This is a genomic window from Streptomyces sp. NPDC001492 (assembly GCF_053597275.1).
The window spans coordinates 13,799-29,410 of record NZ_JBSFHW010000013.1 but is presented as its reverse complement, the minus strand read 5'-3'; the positions used below and the strand labels follow the sequence as shown (position 1 = coordinate 29,410).

Here is a 15,612-nt window from a genome sequence, read left to right as displayed (position 1 = left end):
TCGGGCGGCCGGTCAGCTGCAGTTGGTCCACTTGTTGGACTTGATGTAGTGGTGGTCGCTGTCGTACGTCTTGTATCCCCTCGGAATGACGCCGCTGGATCCGCCGTAGTTCGTCGCCGAGTACCACACGAAGTCACAGGAACTGCCGTGGTTGTACCAGGACTGGAAGTCCTGGAAGACCGAGTACTGGGTCAGGGACGCGTTCGTCCCTGCGACCTTCTGCATGTGGCCGGTGTAGTTCTGCCCGGACCAGACGCAGAACCAGCCCGACGGGCAGTCCGACGCCGCCTGCGGCGCGGCCTGGGTCGCACCGGCGGCCCCCGCGCCGCCGACCAGCAGGCCACCGGTCAGCACGATGCCACCGGCCACGGCCGCGAACTTCCTGGTCAAGCGCATGCTGTCATCCCCCTCCTAGACGGGCCGACCGCACCGGCCGGCTCGACGACGAGACTGCTGGGCGGGGAGCGGCGACAGCCACAGTTGCCGCGGAAGTGACGCCCTCGCGGGACGTCCCATGCGTTGACCTGCGGGGACGTACGGTGGTGCGACGGCGCGGCGGGACGGCCGTCGGCAGGCTGCCGGCGGCCCACTGGTGGCCGATTGCGTATGGGTGCAGGGCGCAGGTTCCGGTGCGGTCTTGTAGATGCTGGTGCAGAATGCGGCACGGGGTACAGGGGCCACTGACCACGGCCGCTGTTCATGAACGCGTGGGGGGACCACACCATGTCGCGTTGGAAAGCGCTGCCCGCCGAACTCGATCCGCGTGTACGGCAGTTACTGGTGCGCCTGCGCCGGCTGAAGGACCACAGCGGGCTGAGCGTGCGTCAGCTGGCGGCGCGGACGGGGTACAGCCCGAAGTCGTGGGAGCGGTATCTGGGCGGCCGTTCGCTGCCGCCGCGGGAGGCCGTGGAGGCGCTGGCCCGGATCGGCGGCGACGACCCGACCCGGCTGCTCGCACTGCATGAAGTCGCCGCCGAGGCCTGGGGGAACCCGCGCGGCGCGGTTTCCGTACCGGAGACGGCGGTTGTGGAAACCGCCGTGCCGGAGCCGGAGATCCTGTCGGCGGAGCCCGGCGGCGCAGGCACGCGGTCGTTGCGCGTCGCGCTCGTCGCGGGGGCGGTGGCCCTGGTGCTGGCCGTGTCGTCGGCGGTGCTGGTGACCATGCGGCTCATGGACCACCGCGGCGGCACGGCGGAGGGGACGACGACCACGGTCACCTTGTCGGCGGGGACGTCGGCGCCGTCGTACGCCTGCCGTGTGCAGCAGGTCGACGGCCGCTGGTACGCGGGCAACAGCCGTACCCGGACCGCGACGGTGGGGTACGGCGACTCCGGGCCGGCGGTGGCCGAGGTGCAGTGTCTGCTGCGCCGGGCGGGCATCTCGCCGGGCGGTATCGACGGCATGTTCGGGCCGCTGACGCAGGGCGCGGTCAAGGCCTTCCAGAAGCAGGCGCGGGTCGATGTGGACGGAACCGTGGGCCCGGTCACCTGGAAGGCGCTGCGCGGATGACCCTGGAACAGGCCCGACTGGCCGCCGCACTGCGGGAGTTGAGAACCCGCACCGGTCTGAGCCTGGCGGCTCTCGCGGCGAAGTCGGCGTTCAGCAAGTCGTCCTGGGAGCGCTATCTCAACGGCAGGACGCTGCCGCCGCGCACGGCGGTGCAGGAGCTGTGCCGGCTGGCCGGTGAACCGGAGGGCCGGTGTCTGGCGCTGTGGGAGATCGCGGAGTCGGAGTGGAGCGGTCGGGTGTCGCGGGCGGATCGGGCGGATACGCCCGCGCAGGCGTCGTCGCCGGTCGCGGACCCGGCCGCCGATCCCGTCCCGCCGCCGGATCCGCCGGGGCCGTCCCGGCGCGGTGGTCACCGGGGTGCGGCAACCGTGGCGGTGCTCGCGACGGTGTGTGCCGTGGCCGTCGGCGCTGTGGCGGTCGCGCTGCTCCTGCTGCCGCGCCAGCACGAGGAAGCGCGCCCGGCCGCCGCGACCACCTCCGCTCCGGGACCGCACTGCCGGGCTTCGTCCTGCGAGGGCAGGAGCCCGATCGACATGTACTGCGCCCCCAGACCGGACACGATCGCCACGCATCACACGGCCGCCGGCGCCTGGGTGGAGGTGCGCTACAGCAAGGAGTGCGGGACGAGTTGGGCCCGGATGTGGGGCACGCGGATCGGCGACCGGATCGAGCTGACGGCGGGCGGCCGGGTCCGCGGCGCCGAGGTCGGGAACGCCGTCGACGCGGACAGCTTCGTCTACACCCCGATGACGGTGACCCGCCCCGGAACGGCCCTGCGCACCTGTTTCCGGCCGGCGAAGGGCCGTGCGGAGGAGTGCTTCAGGTCCGTTGTGCGGTGACGGCCATGGTGGCGTACGGCATGGTGACGCTGCCGCCGCGCGCGTCGATGGCGCTCCCGGCGGCCTCCAGGACCTCGGCGAGTGCCGCGGCCGGGAGGCGGGTGAAGGCGCCCTGGGTGGGCACGACGTCCAGCCAGGCGTCACGGGTGTAGGTGAACTCCCAGTCGTACCGCCACTGTTCGGGTTCACCGAAGCAGCCGGCCGCGCGGATCCCGTCGGCGGCCTTGTCGAGGATGGCCCGGTACGGGACCGCGGCGGGCCGGGTGAGGGCCGCGCGGAAGTCGAACGGCGAGTCGGGCATGACGCGTTCGCAGGCGTCGGCGACCGCTTCGGTCAGGTCGGCCGGGAGCAGGGCCACGTTCCAGAAGACGGACAGCACCCCGCCGGGCCGCAGGACGCCCGCCGCCTTCGCGGCCCCCGCGACGGGGTCGATCCAGTGCCAGGCGGTCCCGGCGACGACGGCGTCGAACCGCCGCTTCCCAGGCTCCCATTCCTCGAACCTCGCCACGTCCACCGTCACGCCGGCGTCCGGCCGCCGGGCCACTTCGGCCATACGCGCGTCGGGCTCGACCCCGAGCACGCTGCACCCGGCGGAGGTGAACTGCCGGGCGGCGATTCCGGTGCCGCAGCCGACGTCGAGGACTTCCGGTCCGGGGCTCGCGGCGACGATCCGCGCCACCAGGGCGTCGGGGTAGCGGGGCCGGGCCCGGTCGTAGCGCTCGGCGTCGCCGCCGAACGACTCCGCCATGTCCCGCCACTGATGGGGCTGGTTCTCGGCGGGGGAGGCCGGCGACGATGCCGAGGACGGTAAAGTGGGCATGCGCCCACTATGAGTGGGCGCATGCCCACTCGTCAAGGGGCACCCATCCATGGGCATGCGCCCACTCGCGCCGGGACAGGAGGCGGTATGCCGACAGGTGTGGCCATCCGCGACCCACGCCAGCAGCTCTTCGACGCCGCCGAACGCATCCTGCTGCGCGCCGGTCCGACCGCCCTGACCAGCAGGGCGGTGACGGCTGAGGCGGGCTGCGCGAAGGGGGTCCTGCACCGGCACTTCGCGGACTTCGACGCGTTCCTGGCCGAGCTGGTGCTGGACCGTATCCGCCGGCTGGCGGGCCTGGATGCGGCCCTTCGCGAGGCCGCCGGGACGGGCACGGTCGCCGGCAACCTCACCGGCGCCCTGACGGACCTGTTCGACGCGGTGGCGATCGCCGTCGTGGGCCTGGTCATCACCCGGGACGAACTCCGCGCCCGTCTGCGCGCGGCCGGTTCCAGCGGCATCCCGCTCATGACGGAGGCGTCGGCGGTGCTCACGGGCTACCTCGCCGCCGAGCGCGACCTGGGCCGTGTCGCGGCGGACGCGGACCTGGGCCTTCTCGCGGCCACCCTGCTGGGTGCCGCGCACCTCCTGTTCGCCGACCGGGAGGCGGGGCCGCCGGACCCGGCGGCGGTGCGCGGGACGGTGGCGACGGTCGTCGGGGGCGCTGTGCGGTGACGGCCGCCGGGGGGATTGTCAGTGGCTGCCCCTACAGTCACTGACATGGCGACTCTTCCCAACCCCCTGCCGCGTCTCGCGTCCCTCGGCCTCGGACTTCCGCCGGGCGTACTGGTCGACGCGACCGACGACGGGCCGTGGCACGAGCCGTTGCTGTGGCTGGCCGACGGCCGGGCGGTGCCCGGTGCCCGGGCCGCGCTCCAGCAGTCGGCACCGGCCGCCGGTCTGCTCCCGGTGATCCTCGATGTCGGTGCCGGGCACGGCGGCCCGGAGGAATGGGAGCTGGTACCGGGCGAGATGTCCTACCCGGGGGATCACGACGCCGAGGAGGTGCTGGAGGAACTCTGGTACGAGTGCGCGGAGGACGGCGCCGACTGGCCCGGCCCGGCCGCCGCCCAGACCGTGGGCGCCGGCGCGGACCCCGAGTCCGTCGCCTCCGCCGTGGTGGACTCCCTCCTCGACGGCGGCCGCCCCCTCAAGGACCCCCGCCTGGCCCTGGTCCCCGCCCGCCGCAGCGCCGACATACCCGCGGCGATCGGCTGGATGGGCCCCGCGAACCACGAGAACGACGTGGCCCGGCTCTGCGCGGTACTCCGCTCCTGGGAGGACCGCTTCGGCATACGGGTCGTGGCGCTCGGCTTCGACCAGCTGACGGTGTCCGTCGCAGCGCCGCCCACCACTCTCGCCGAGGCGGAGGCCCTCGCCGCCGAGCACTTCGCGTTCTGTCCGGACAACTTCCTGCAGGGCGCGGACACCGCCCTGGCCGCCTATGCCGAACACCAGCTCCTCAACCAGCCGGCCTGGCACTTCTGGTGGGACTGACGGTCCGCCGCGGCCGGGTCCGGTGGTGGGCGCACCGGACCCGGCCGCGGTGTGAGGACTGTCTTCAGACGCCGAGAGCGTGGTGAAGGAGGAGAGCCACACCGGTGAGCAGAGCAGCGAGAACCATTCGAGACCTCCATGTGCGAAATGTGACGTTTCTTCCGTTCTCAATAACGTCACATTCCCACCCGCGTTACGGGCGTGATCCAAACGGGAGGGCCTGGTCCCGCAGCCCCTCCGCCAGCCTCCTGAGCCCCTCCCGGATCTCTTCCGGCGTCTGCGTCACGAAGCACAGCCGCAGGGTCGAGCGGTCGGGGTCGCCGGCGTAGAAGGGTGCGCCAGGGACGTACGCCACGTCGTGCCGCACCACTCGCGGCAGCAGCGCGCTGGTGTCGTACGGCTCCGGGAGGCGGGCCCAGAGGAACATGCCGCCCTCGGGCCGGGCCCAGGCCGAGCCCTCGGGAAGCGCCTCGGGCAGCCCGGCGAGCATGGCGTCCCGGCGCTCGCGGTAGACGCCCGCCACCCGCGCCACATGGGCGTCCAGGTCACGGTCCGCCAGGTACCGTGCCGCCGCCAGCTGGTTGAGGGTCGGGGTGTGCAGGTCGGCGGCCTGCTTGGCGACGACACAGGCGCGCCGCAGTTCCCTGGGCGCCCGCAGCCAGCCGAGCCTGAGGCCCGGCGCCATGACCTTGGAGAAGGAGCCGAGCAGCACGGTCCGGTCCGCCGCCTCCTCGTACGAGGCGATCCACGGCACCCGCTCGCCCTCGAAGCGGAGTTCGCCGTAGGGGTCGTCCTCGACGATCCACAGCCCCCGGCGGGCGGCCACTGCCGCGACGGCGGCCCGGCGTTCGGCCGGCATGGTGCGGCCGGTCGGGTTCTGGAACGTCGGCACGGTGTACAGCAGCTTGGGCCGCTCCCGCACCACCAGCTCCTCCAGGGCGTCGGGGTCGACGCCGTCCCCGTCTCCGGGGACCGCCAGCACCCGCGCGCCCGCGAACGCGAAGACCTGAAGTGCCGCGAGGTAACAGGGGCTTTCGACGAGGACGGCGTCCCCGGGCTCCAGCAACGCCGTGGCCAGCAGGGACAGCGCCTGCTGCGAGCCGGTGGTGACCAGGATGTCGTCGGCGTCCGTGGGCAGCCCGCGGGCCGCCGTCCGCGCGGCGAGCGCGCCCCGCAGCGTCGGCTCGCCCTCGGTCGTGGAGTACTGCATGGCCTGCGCGGACGCCTGCGACAGCACGGCCCCGAAGGCCTCCGCGACCCCCTGCGCGTCGAACAGCTCCGGTGCCGGCAGCCCGCCCGCGAAGTTGATCACCTCGGGGCGGGCGGTGACGGCGAGGATGTCCCGTACCGGCGAACCGCCGATCGACCGGGCCCGCGCGGCGAGCGGCGGGACGGGGGCAAAGGCGGGTGCGACGGTCATGGCGCGGCTCCTTCGGCTGCGGTGACGGCGGCTCGTGACCGCAGCCTAGGGATGTACGTGCCCTCTACAAGCAGGTTTCCGCGATACGGACGGACCGCCCCTCAGGCCTTCGGCCGGCCACTCAGGGCTTGGTGCCGACCGCCGCGTACACGGATCCGCCGGCTCCAGGGCGCTCTCGGTGAGGAAGCGCTCGACCTCGGCCCGGGAGCGCAGCACGAAGGTGAAGCACCGCTCGGTGTACGTCCGTTGGACCGCGCGGGTGTTCTCGGGGTTGAGGTCTCCGGTGAGATGGCTGAGCGAGCCGGCTGCCGGACGGCAGCGTGTCGAGGAGTTCACGCACGATCGGGCAGGCCTCCTCGTCGTCGACGAAGCGCAGAAGCGCCACGAGGCGGAGCGCGACCGGCCGGTCGCGGCCGAGGTCCTCCTTCTCAGCTCGGCGGGATCCCGGTTGAGGACGTCACCGGGCATGAGCGTCTCCCTGGAGCGTGGGGGCGGTCGTTCAAGAGACCAGGACCAGTCACCAACGACCTCGCCGTCGGCGGCACTTGTCGTGGCCGGCACCGTGACCTCGCAAGTCCCGGCCCCCGGAAGCGTCCCGTACCGAGCCTTTGGGACGCGATATCACCGCAGGTCAGAGGGCATCCCCGGGCTTCGGCGTCCCGAATCCTCCGCGGACTGTGGCGGGCGGAGCCGATCACCGCTCAGGCTGGAATCCCCAGCCCACCGCCCACGGAAGGCACGTACCACCATGCCCGCCCGAGCCCCTCGCATCCGCCTCTTCGCCGCCACCGCCCTGGTACTCGCCGCGTTCGCGCTGGCCGGGTGCAGGGACGGGAAGGGCCTCAAGGACGAGGGCCCGGCAACGACCCACTCCCTGCACGCTCCCGCCGGGCACACTGCCGCCGTACGGAACGCGAAGAGGCCGCCCGGTCGTGAACCGGGCGGCCTCCCTGCTCAGAGGATCAGGCGTGGGCCACAACCGCTTCCTTCGGGTTCGGGCCGTACTTGTTCTCGCCCGGCTGGCTGTCGGAGCAGCTGAAGACCAGCAGGGTGATACCGCCGACGATCGGGACGATCCCGAACAGCAGCCACCAGCCGGAGCGGCCGGTGTCGTGCAGACGGCGGACGCCGACGGCCAGGCTGGGCAGCAGGATCGCGACGTAGAAGACGATCGCGATGAACGGCGCCTTGATCGCGATGCCGATGCCGAGCAGGACGGCGTAGATGATCGCCGTGAACAGCACGAACATCCAGTACTCCTTGCGGCGCGCGCGCCCGCTGAACACCGCGTACTTCTTCAGCGCCTCGATGAACCAGCTCATGTGTGTCCCCCAGGGATCGACGTTCGGACCATCCGGAACGGATCAGGCCAGGCGAGAAGGTAAGGACACTGATGAGAACTCGTCAATTCGGTGTGTACGGCGCAAGGGTTGAGCTCTTTTCGGACAGATCTACCGCGAATCGGCCCCGAACCCGCCACTGATCGCGGCGAACGGCGGGCAACCATGGAGCGCGAGGCCTCAGTTCACGGTTCCGAGTTGGTTCCGTTGCCGAACCGAGTGCATTCCGATGCGGGTCGGTGGCCGATTCGAGTCCTGACGTATCCCCATCCGTAGCCCGGATCAGCGCAACTTTTCCGCCACTTCGGTCGCCCAGTACGTGAGGATGTTCTGCGCGCCCGCCCGCTTGATGCCGGTCAGCGTCTCCAGGATCGCCCGGTCGCGGTCGATCCAGCCCTTCTCGGCGGCGGCCTCGATCATCGAGTACTCGCCGGAGATCTGGTAGGCGGCGACCGGTACGTCCACCGCGTCCGCGACCCGCGCGAGGATGTCGAGGAACGGTCCGGCCGGCTTCACCATCACCATGTCGGCGCCCTCTTCGAGGTCGAGCGCCAACTCCCGCAGCGACTCACGCACATTGGCGGGATCCTGCTGATAGGTCTTCCGGTCCCCCTTCAGGGAGGAGCCGACGGCCTCGCGGAACGGGCCGTAGAACGCGGAGGCGTACTTCACCGTGTAGGCGAGGATCGCGACGTCCTCCCGGCCGATCTGGTCGAGCGCGTCACGGATGACCCCGATCTGCCCGTCCATCATCCCGCTGGGCCCCACCACATGGGCCCCCGCGTCGGCCTGGACCTGCGCCATCTCGGCGTACCGCTCGAGCGTGGCGTCGTTGTCGACGCGCCCCTCCGCGTCGAGCACCCCGCAGTGCCCGTGATCGGTCGTCTCGTCGAGACAGAGATCGGACATGACGAGGAGGTCGTCCCCGACCTCGGCCCGCACATCGCGGATCGCGACCTGCAGAATCCCGTCCGGGTCGGTCCCCGGCGTCCCGAGGGCGTCCTTCTTCTCCTCCTCCGGCACGCCGAACAGCATGATCCCGGAGACTCCGGCGGCCACCGCCTCGGCGGCCGCCTTCTTCAGGCTGTCGCGCGTGTGCTGGACGACGCCGGGCATGGCGGAGATCGGCACGGGCTCGGAGACGCCCTCGCGCACGAAGGCGGGGAGGATGAAGTCCGCCGGGTGCAGCCGGGTCTCGGCGACCATGCGCCGCATGACGGGGGTGGTCCGCAGCCGCCGCGGCCGCGTGCCGGGGAAGGATCCGTACTTCGTCATGCCACCTACGCTACGCCCGGCCCACCGGCACCTTTGCCGACGGTATGTCGGTCCTGCGCAGCCGTTCGCCCCCCGCGATGCGGCCCGCATCCCACGGGTCCATCCTGAGAAAACAGCAAGGAGCAAGGACCGGGCCCCCGTCCCCTCGCCGCGCACGCCTGCCCGCCTGCGCGAAGGAGGAGGACGAGATGACCGCCACCCACCACACCCCGGACCTGTTCGCCCTGTCCGAGATCCACGGCCCCGTCCTGCGGCCCGGCGACGACGCCTATGTGGCCGAGGTCACCGGCTTCAATCTGTCGGCCTTCCACCACCCGGACATCGTGATCGGAGCGGCAGGCGCCGACGACATCGTGACGGCGATGCGCTGGGCCGCGGCCACCGGGACGCCGGTGGCGGTCCAGGCCACCGGCCACGGCGCGAACTTCCCGATCGACGGCGGCCTGCTCATCAGCACCACCCGCATGACCGACGTGACGATCGACCCGGCCGAGCGCACCGCGACGGTCGCCGCCGGTGCGAGGTGGCGCGACGTCCTGGAGGCGGCCGCCCCCTACGGCCTCGCCCCGCTGAACGGGTCGTCCTCGGACGCGGGCGTCGTCGGCTACACCCTGGGCGGCGGTCTGCCCGTCCTCGGCCGGGCCTACGGCTACGCGGCCGACCGGGTCCGCTCCGTCCAGGTCGTCACGCCGGACGCGACCCTGCGCACGGTGACCGCCGACACCGAACCGGACCTCTTCTGGGCCCTGCGCGGCGGCAAGGGCAACGTGGGCGTGGTCACCGAGCTGACCTTCGAGCTGGTCCCGCTGGCCACGGTCCTCGGCGGCGGCATCTACTTCCCCGGCGAACACGCGGAGACGGTCCTGCGCACCTGGGCCGACTGGACGGCCGACCTGCCCACCGAGATGTGCAGCGCGTACACGATCCTGCGTCTGCCGCCGATCCCGCAGATCCCCGAGCCCCTGCGCGGCGGCTTCTGGGCCCGCGTCGCGCTGGCCTGGACCGGCGACGCGAGGGAGGGCGAGAACCTGCTGGCCCCCATCCGCGCGGCCGCTCCCGTCGCGATCGACACGGTGGAGGACATGCCGTACGCCGCCATGGACCGCATCTACGAGGACCCGCACGACCCGCTCCCCGCCCGCGAGGCCTGCACCCTGCTCAGGGCGCTGCCCCCGGACGCCCGGACCGCGTTCCTGGACCGGGCGGGCCCGGCCGTCCCGGACCTCCCGCTCCTGCTGATCGAACTCCGCCACATGGGCGGCGAACTCTCCCGCCCGGCCCCCGTCGAGGACGCCATCTGCGCCCGCGACGCCGGCTACCTCCTGGAAACGGTCGGCGTCCTGCCCGACCCGGACACGGCAGCGGCGGTGGAATCAGCCACCACGGCCCTCCACCAGACCATGTCCCCGTGGAGCACCGGCCACACGATGGTCAACCTCCACGGCCGCCCGGGCGACGAGAAGGACCGGGCGCGCGCCTGGTCGGACGAGGTCTACGACCGCCTCACGCACACGAAGTCGACATACGACCCGTGCAACCTGCTGCGCTACGGCCATACGGTGAAGCCTCAGCCGGCGTGAGCAATTCCAGCCCGTCGTGGGGGTCCGGGGGCGCAGCCCCCAGGGCCGCGCACCCCCACACACCTCAGGTCGTCCGACGACGCCTGGCCCCCGGCCGCCGCTCACTGGGCCGAGTAACTGGATCCCCCGCATCCAGGGCGGCAGCCCGACGCCGCAGCCCGAAGTCCGCAAGCGCCTCAGCCAACTTGTGCACGGACGGCTCCGGAGCCATCACATCGACCCGCAGCCCATGCTCCTCAGCGGTCTTCGCGGTGGCCGGCCCAATACAAGCAATCACCGTCACGTTGTGCGGCTTGCCCGCAATACCCACCAGGTTCCGCACGGTGGACGACGAAGTGAACAGCACCGCATCGAACCCACCCCCCTTGATCGCCTCCCGCGTATCGGCCGGCGGCGGCGAGGCCCGCACGGTCCGATAGGCCGTGACGTCGTCGACCTCCCACCCGAGCTCGATCAGCCCGGCAACGAGGGTCTCCGTGGCGATGTCGGCCCGCGGCAGGAACACCCGGTCGATCGGGTCGAAAACAGGGTCGTACGGCGGCCAGTCCTCGAGAAGCCCCGCAGCCGACTGCTCCCCGCTCGGCACCAGATCCGGCTTCACACCGAAGGCGACGAGCGCCTTCGCGGTCTGCTCCCCCACCGCGGCGACCTTGATCCCCGCGAACGCCCGGGCATCGAGCCCGTACTCCTCGAACTTCTCCCGGACCGCCTTCACCGCGTTGACCGAGGTGAACGCGATCCACTCGTACCGCCCGGTGACGAGCCCCTTCACGGCCCGCTCCATCTGCTGGGGCGTCCGCGGCGGCTCGACGGCGATGGTCGGCACCTCGTGCGGTACGGCGCCGTAGGACCGCAGTTGGTCGGAGAGCGACGCCGCCTGCTCCTTCGTACGCGGCACGAGCACCTTCCAGCCGAACAGCGGCTTGGACTCGAACCACGACAGCCGGTCGCGCTGGGCGGCGGCGGAACGCTCACCGACCACGGCTATCACCGGCCGCCCGCCCTCGGGCGAGGGCAGCACCTTGGCCTGCTTCAGCGTCTGGGCGATGCTCCCCAGCGTCGCGGTCCAGGTCCGCTGACGCGTCGTCGTACCGGCCACCGTCACGGTGATCGGCGTGTCCGGCTTACGTCCGGCCGACACCAGCTCGCCCGCGGCCGCGCCCACGGAGTCGAGGGTCGTCGACACGACCACCGTCCCGTCGGAGACACCCACCTCCGTCCAGCAGCGGTCCGAGGCGGTACGGGCGTCCACGAACCGCACGTCCGCGCCGTGGGCGTCGCGCAGCGGAACACCGGCGTACGCGGGCACGCCGACGGCCGCGGCGACACCGGGCACGACCTCGAAGGGCACGCCCGCGGCGGCGCAGGCGAGCATCTCCTCGGCGGCGTACGCGTCGAGTCCGGGGTCACCGGACACGGCACGGACGACCCGCCTGCCGCCCCGCGTGGCCTCCATGACAAGATGTGCGGCATCCCGTACCACGGGGACCCCAGCGGTTGTTGACGAGCTGTCAACAACCGCGAGCTGAGGTGCGCCCGTGCCCGGAAGCGAGTCCGAGGAAGGACCCCCGTCCGTGTGCACCTCGGCGACGCCTTGTCTGGCGTGCTGACGCACCACGTCGAGCACGTCGTGCTCGGCGACGAGGACGTCCGCGTTCGCCAGCGCCTCCACGGCGCGCAGAGTCAGCAGTCCCGGATCCCCGGGTCCGGCACCGAGGAAGGTGACGTGCCCGTGTTCAAGGCCGGCGGGAAGGGTGGTGGGGCTCACTGTGCTCGCTCCCCCATCAGACCGGCCGCGCCCTGGGCAAGCATCTCGGCAGCGAGTTCACGGCCGAGCGCCATTGCTTGGTCGTACGTCTCGGGCACGGGACCGGTGGTGGACAGCTGCACCGTGCGGGAGCCGTCGGTGGTACCGACGACGCCCCGCAGGCGCATTTCCTTGACAATCTGCCCGTCGGCCAGCAGGTCGGCCAGCGCGCCCACAGGGGCGCTGCAGCCGGCCTCCAGGGCGGCGAGCAGTGACCGCTCGGCGGTCACGGCGACCCGGGTGAAGGGGTCGTCGAGCTCTCCGAGCGCGGCGATCAGTTCCGCGTTGTCCGCGGCACACTCGATCGCCAGTGCCCCCTGGCCGGGGGCGGGCAGAACGGTGTCGACCGACAGGAAGTCGGTCACTTCATCGCTACGGCCTATCCGGCTCAGGCCGGCGGCGGCGAGGACGACGGCGTCCAGCTCACCGTCCCGCACGTATCCGATCCGGGTATCCACGTTCCCCCGTATCGGGACCGTTTCGATGTCCAGCCCGTGGCTGCGCGCGTACGCGTTCAGCTGCGCCGTGCGACGCGGCGAACCCGTACCGATGCGCGCCCCGCGCGGCAGGTCGGTGAACTTCAGCGCGTCCCGGGCGACGATCACGTCACGCGGGTCCTCGCGCCGCGGGACGGCGGCGAGCGCCAGCTCCTCGGGCTGCGCGGTGGGCAGGTCCTTGAGCGAATGAACCGCGAAGTCGACCTCACCCCGCAGCAGCGCGTCGCGCAGCGCCGTGACGAACACACCCGTGCCGCCGATCTGCGCGAGGTGCTCGCGAGAGGTGTCGCCGTAGGTGGTGATCTCGACGAGCTCGACGGGCCGTCCGGTCACCTGGCTCACGGCGTCCGCCACCTGCCCGGACTGGGCCATGGCGAGTCTGCTTCGCCTCGTCCCCAGTCTCCATGCCTTGCTACTCATGCCGGCCCTCGGTTCTTGCTGTTCTCAGATTCATCGTCGGCGCCCTCGGCCCGGGAGACGGCGGCCACCGCTTCCTGGTCGAGGTCGAACAGGGTCCTCAGGGCATCCGCGTACCCTGCTCCGCCCGGTTCGGCCGCGAGCTGCTTGACTCGTACGGTCGGCGCGTGCAGCAGCTTGTCGACGACGCGCTTGACGGTCTGGGTGATCTCGCTGCGGTGCTTGTCGTCGAGCCCGGGCAGCCGCCCCTCGAGCCGCGCGATCTCATTCGCGACCACATCGGCGGCCATGGTGCGCAGGGCCACGACGGTGGGTGTGATGTGCGCGGCCCTGAGCGCCGCCCCGAAGGCCGCGACCTCGTCCGCGACGATACGGCGTACCTGGTCGACGTCGGCCGCCATCGGAGCGTCCGCGGAGGCCTCGGCGAGCGACTCGATGTCGACGAGCCGCACACCGGCCAGCCGGTGCACGGCCGCGTCGATGTCGCGGGGCATCGCGAGGTCGAGGAGGAACAGCACGGGCGCGGGCCGCGGCGTCTCGACGACCGGCTCGGCCTTGCGGCGCTCCGGAATCCGCCCGACCGTGGCCACGGTCGCGGCCAGCGCGGTGATCAGCTCGGCATCGGCCTCGGGCGCCCGCCGGGCCGCCTCACGCCGGTCGACGTCGCCGTTGTCCACCCAGACGGCATGCTGCTCCAGGGTCGCCGCATCCATCCCGGCAACGGCAGCTTCCCCCATGACGGAGAAGCCTTGCTGCACAGCGGGAAGATCAAGCGGGCAGTTCTCTTCATCTGCGGAGCCTGCGGGCAGTCGTGCCGCCAGGGCGGCACGGGTGGGCGCCGGCGGCACCCCGTCAGCGCCGGGTTGCGCGACGTCCCCCTGGCCCGCACCGGCATCCGGCACCTGGTCAACCACCCGGCCCCGCACCGCCGTAGCAACCGCGCCGGCGGACAGCACAAGCCCAGTGGCCCCGGTACAAGACACCACAACATCGGCACGTGTCAGCTCACCCGACACCGCACCCATCGGCACGGCACGGGCCAGCACGCTGTCGCCCGCACCGTCGTTCAAGATCTCGGCGAGCCGCTCGGCCCGCTCCCCCGTCCGGTTGGCGATCACGACCTCGCCGACCCCTGCCCGCACCAGCGTCGCAGCAGCCAGCGAGGACATCGACCCCGCCCCGATGACCAGCGCCTTCTTCCCCCGGGCCCACGCCTGCACATCCGCCCCGGCCGCCAGCTGCTCAAGACCGAAGGTGACCAGCGACTGCCCGGCCCGGTCGATCCCGGTCTCGGAGTGTGCGCGCTTGCCGACCCGCAGCGCCTGCTGGAAGAGGTCGTTCAGCAGCCGCCCGGCGGTGTGCAGGTCCTGCGCCTTGGCGAGGGAGTCCTTGATCTGCCCGAGGATCTGCCCCTCGCCCACGACCATCGAGTCGAGGCCGCAGGCGACCGAGAACAGATGGTGGACGGCCCGGTCCTCGTAGTGCACGTACAGATACGGGGTCAGCTCGTCCAGCCCCACCCCGCTGTGCTGGGCGAGCAGCGTCGACAGCTCGGCGACACCGGCGTGGAACTTGTCCACGTCGGCGTACAGCTCGATGCGGTTGCAGGTGGCGAGCACCGCGGCCTCGGTGGCGGGCTCCGCGGCGACCGTGTCCTGGAGCAGCTTGACCTGGGCGTCCGCATGCAGCGCGGCCCGTTCCAGGACGCTGACCGGGGCGCTGCGGTGGCTCAGCCCGACGACGAGGAGACTCATGCCGGCATCACGGCGGGTACGTCCCCGTCGGGTCCCTGCTCGGCGGACTCCTGGCGGGCGGCGGCGACGGGCCCCGAGCCGTCGGAACCCGCGGCCTCGGCCTCCTCGCCGGCCTTGCGCTGCTCGTGGAAGGCGAGGATCTGCAGCTCGATCGAGAGATCCACCTTGCGTACGTCGACACCGTCCGGGACGGACAGCACGGTCGGCGCGAAGTTCAGAATGGAGGTGACCCCGGCGGCCACGAGCCGGTCGCAGACCTGCTGGGCGGCGCCCGCGGGAGTGGCGATGACGCCGATGGACACCCCGTTGTCCTCGATGATCTTTTCCAGGTCATCGGTGTGCTGCACGGGGATCCCCGCGACAGGCTTGCCCGCCATGGCCGGATCGGCGTCTATGAGCGCCGCGACGCGGAAGCCACGGGAGGCGAACCCGCCGTAATTGGCGAGAGCCGCGCCGAGGTTGCCGATACCGACGATCACAACCGGCCAGTCCTGGGTGAGCCCCAGCTCACGCGAGATCTGGTAGACGAGATACTCGACGTCGTAGCCGACACCACGCGTCCCGTACGAGCCCAGGTAGGAGAAGTCCTTGCGCAGCTTGGCGGAGTTGACCCCCGCCGCGGCCGCGAGCTCCTCGGAGGAGACCGTGGGTACCGAGCGCTCCGACAGTGCGGTCAGGGCGCGGAGGTACAGCGGAAGCCTGGCGACGGTGGCCTCGGGAATCCCTCGGCTACGGGTCGCCGGTCGGTGAGTTCGGCCAGTTGCCACGGTGCTCCTGCGGGTAGAGCGGGGCTGTAGGCGGTCACACGTACCCAGACCGCCCCGTCGACAGCAGGCTATGTCTTTGTGAACGCGTGC

At 71.9% G+C, this 15,612-nt stretch carries 14 protein-coding genes and 1 pseudogene; 5 read left to right on the top strand and 10 right to left on the bottom strand.

The features are described from left to right. Nucleotides 1–12 precede the first annotated feature (12 nt). Nucleotides 13–396 (bottom strand): peptidase inhibitor family I36 protein, encoded by a 384-nt coding sequence (locus tag ACWC1K_RS18310; protein WP_450832503.1) that lies wholly within the window; start codon nt 394–396, stop codon nt 13–15. A 327-nt stretch (nt 397–723) separates the two neighbouring features. Here ACWC1K_RS18310 and ACWC1K_RS18305 point away from each other — a divergent pair, with 327 nt between their 5' ends. Together ACWC1K_RS18305 and ACWC1K_RS18300 are read left to right on the top strand one after the other, a co-directional pair. After that, nucleotides 724–1,509, top strand: a complete 786-nt coding sequence (locus tag ACWC1K_RS18305) for a peptidoglycan-binding protein (RefSeq protein ID WP_450832501.1) — start codon at nt 724–726, stop codon at nt 1,507–1,509. Next, complete coding sequence (locus tag ACWC1K_RS18300) at nt 1,506–2,348, top strand: DUF2690 domain-containing protein (RefSeq protein ID WP_450832499.1); 843 nt, start codon at nt 1,506–1,508, stop codon at nt 2,346–2,348. Before ACWC1K_RS18305 ends, ACWC1K_RS18300 begins: the two co-directional genes overlap by 4 nt. Here ACWC1K_RS18300 and ACWC1K_RS18295 read toward each other — a convergent pair. Further along, nucleotides 2,329–3,168 (bottom strand): class I SAM-dependent methyltransferase, encoded by an 840-nt coding sequence (locus ACWC1K_RS18295; protein WP_450832497.1) that lies wholly within the window; start codon nt 3,166–3,168, stop codon nt 2,329–2,331. The genes ACWC1K_RS18300 and ACWC1K_RS18295 overlap by 20 nt on opposite strands. 87 nt (nt 3,169–3,255) lie before the next feature. On the opposite strand from ACWC1K_RS18295, the gene ACWC1K_RS18290 reads away from it, so the two are divergent. Together ACWC1K_RS18290 and ACWC1K_RS18285 are read left to right on the top strand one after the other, a co-directional pair. Then, complete coding sequence (locus ACWC1K_RS18290) at nt 3,256–3,843, top strand: TetR/AcrR family transcriptional regulator (protein WP_450832495.1); 588 nt, start codon at nt 3,256–3,258, stop codon at nt 3,841–3,843. Nucleotides 3,844–3,888: 45 nt separating this feature from the next. After that, a complete protein-coding gene (locus ACWC1K_RS18285; protein WP_450832493.1) occupies nt 3,889–4,665 on the top strand; it encodes a DUF4253 domain-containing protein in 777 nt (258 codons plus the stop codon). A gap of 193 nt (nt 4,666–4,858) precedes the next feature. On the opposite strand, the gene ACWC1K_RS18280 is transcribed toward ACWC1K_RS18285, so the two are convergent. The 4 genes and pseudogenes from ACWC1K_RS18280 to hemB all read right to left on the bottom strand — a co-directional run bounded on the left by ACWC1K_RS18280 (nt 4,859) and on the right by hemB (nt 8,700). After that, nucleotides 4,859–6,085, bottom strand: coding sequence for an aminotransferase-like domain-containing protein (locus ACWC1K_RS18280; protein WP_450832491.1), 1,227 nt, complete (start codon nt 6,083–6,085; stop codon nt 4,859–4,861). Nucleotides 6,086–6,178: 93 nt separating this feature from the next. Beyond that, a pseudogene (locus tag ACWC1K_RS18275) lies at nt 6,179–6,494 on the bottom strand (SAM-dependent methyltransferase); the annotation flags it as partial. A 553-nt stretch (nt 6,495–7,047) separates the two neighbouring features. Continuing rightward, on the bottom strand, nt 7,048–7,407 hold the full coding sequence (locus ACWC1K_RS18270; RefSeq protein ID WP_450832489.1) for a DUF805 domain-containing protein: 360 nt from the start codon (nt 7,405–7,407) through the stop codon (nt 7,048–7,050). A gap of 300 nt (nt 7,408–7,707) precedes the next feature. Further along, on the bottom strand, nt 7,708–8,700 hold the full coding sequence (gene hemB / locus ACWC1K_RS18265; RefSeq protein ID WP_030945597.1) for a porphobilinogen synthase: 993 nt from the start codon (nt 8,698–8,700) through the stop codon (nt 7,708–7,710). Between the two features lie 188 nt (nt 8,701–8,888). Between hemB and ACWC1K_RS18260 the strand changes: the two genes are divergently transcribed. Further along, a complete protein-coding gene (locus ACWC1K_RS18260) occupies nt 8,889–10,280 on the top strand; it encodes an FAD-binding oxidoreductase (protein ID WP_450832487.1) in 1,392 nt (463 codons plus the stop codon). A 64-nt stretch (nt 10,281–10,344) separates the two neighbouring features. On the opposite strand, the gene ACWC1K_RS18255 is transcribed toward ACWC1K_RS18260, so the two are convergent. The 4 genes from ACWC1K_RS18255 to ACWC1K_RS18240 are packed head-to-tail and all read right to left on the bottom strand — an operon-like array spanning nt 10,345 to nt 15,522. After that, nucleotides 10,345–12,048: a uroporphyrinogen-III synthase gene (locus ACWC1K_RS18255; protein WP_450832485.1), complete on the bottom strand. Its 1,704-nt coding sequence runs from the start codon at nt 12,046–12,048 to the stop codon at nt 10,345–10,347. After that, nucleotides 12,045–13,004 (bottom strand): hydroxymethylbilane synthase, encoded by a 960-nt coding sequence (gene hemC, locus ACWC1K_RS18250; RefSeq protein WP_450832483.1) that lies wholly within the window; start codon nt 13,002–13,004, stop codon nt 12,045–12,047. The genes ACWC1K_RS18255 and hemC overlap by 4 nt, the downstream gene beginning before the upstream one ends. Next, entirely contained in the window at nt 13,001–14,755 is a 1,755-nt protein-coding gene (locus ACWC1K_RS18245; RefSeq protein ID WP_450832481.1) for a glutamyl-tRNA reductase, read from the bottom strand. The genes hemC and ACWC1K_RS18245 overlap by 4 nt, the downstream gene beginning before the upstream one ends. Next, entirely contained in the window at nt 14,752–15,522 is a 771-nt protein-coding gene (locus ACWC1K_RS18240; protein WP_450832479.1) for a redox-sensing transcriptional repressor Rex, read from the bottom strand. Before ACWC1K_RS18240 ends, ACWC1K_RS18245 begins: the two co-directional genes overlap by 4 nt. Nucleotides 15,523–15,612 lie beyond the last annotated feature (90 nt).